This is a genomic window from Arthrobacter sp. Dra40, assembly GCF_059091905.1.
The window spans coordinates 1-794 of record NZ_JBNHHB010000543.1 but is presented as its reverse complement, the minus strand read 5'-3'; the positions used below and the strand labels follow the sequence as shown (position 1 = coordinate 794).

Below are 794 nucleotides of genomic sequence, written 5' to 3'. Positions count from 1 at the left end.
CTTATGATCAAACGCAGTGGCACGGGGCTTTAGCTCAGTTGGTAGAGCGTTTCGTTCGCAATGAAAAGGTCAGGGGTTCGATTCCCCTAAGCTCCACTGAAGACGTCGGACTTCTCGGTTCCGGCTCCCAAATAACACACTTTCCACGCACTTGGGCAGTGATAAGGGCATCGAGGCCAACGGTGCCCTTGTAGTCATGGCGGCAGGTTAAGGCGCAGAAAGGCCTCCCTCGGGCTGGCCCGTTCCCGGTTGGCTCACCGGTCGCGCTGGTGCCCGCCGCCGCCAATCGCGACCCCGCGGGTATGGAACCCCGACCGCTTCATCCCAGACCGCTGGACCAACAAACATCTCGTCTCCGGCATCCATCTTTGCCTTGCCGAACCGCTTGCCCGGCTGGAGGCCAAGGTTGCGCTGACCGAGTCCGCGCGCCGGTTCCAGGCTCGCGGTTGGTTGCGGATCCGCCGCCGTAACGTCCCAGCCCCATCCTGCACTGACCGCTGCATTTGGAGATCGTGGCCGACGTTTCATGACCCGGTCCGCCTTGACGGAAGCTCTCGGGCGCTGTGGACTGGGCGGATGCGGGAGCGGCTGGGGGCGCGGCCGCCAATGACGGAAGGCCGAAACATGGACAAGCACCATCAGGTAGTGGTTGTTGGCGGCGGCAATGCGGGAATCTCGCTGGCCGCGCGGCTGCGCCGGTGGAACGTTGAGGACATCGCAATCATCGAACCCCGGGACCAGCACTACTTCCAACCGCTGTTCTCCCACATAGGAGCCGGGGCTGCACGGATGGC

At 63.5% G+C, this 794-nt stretch carries 1 protein-coding gene and 1 tRNA gene; both read left to right on the top strand.

The window, feature by feature from the left end; genetic code table 11:
- Positions 1-23: 23 nt before the first annotated feature.
- A tRNA-Ala gene (locus AC5RWT_RS37885) sits at positions 24-96 on the top strand.
- Positions 97-624: 528 nt separating this feature from the next.
- On the top strand, positions 625-794 hold a 170-nt coding region (locus AC5RWT_RS37880), incomplete at its 3' end, for an FAD-dependent oxidoreductase (protein ID WP_494084691.1).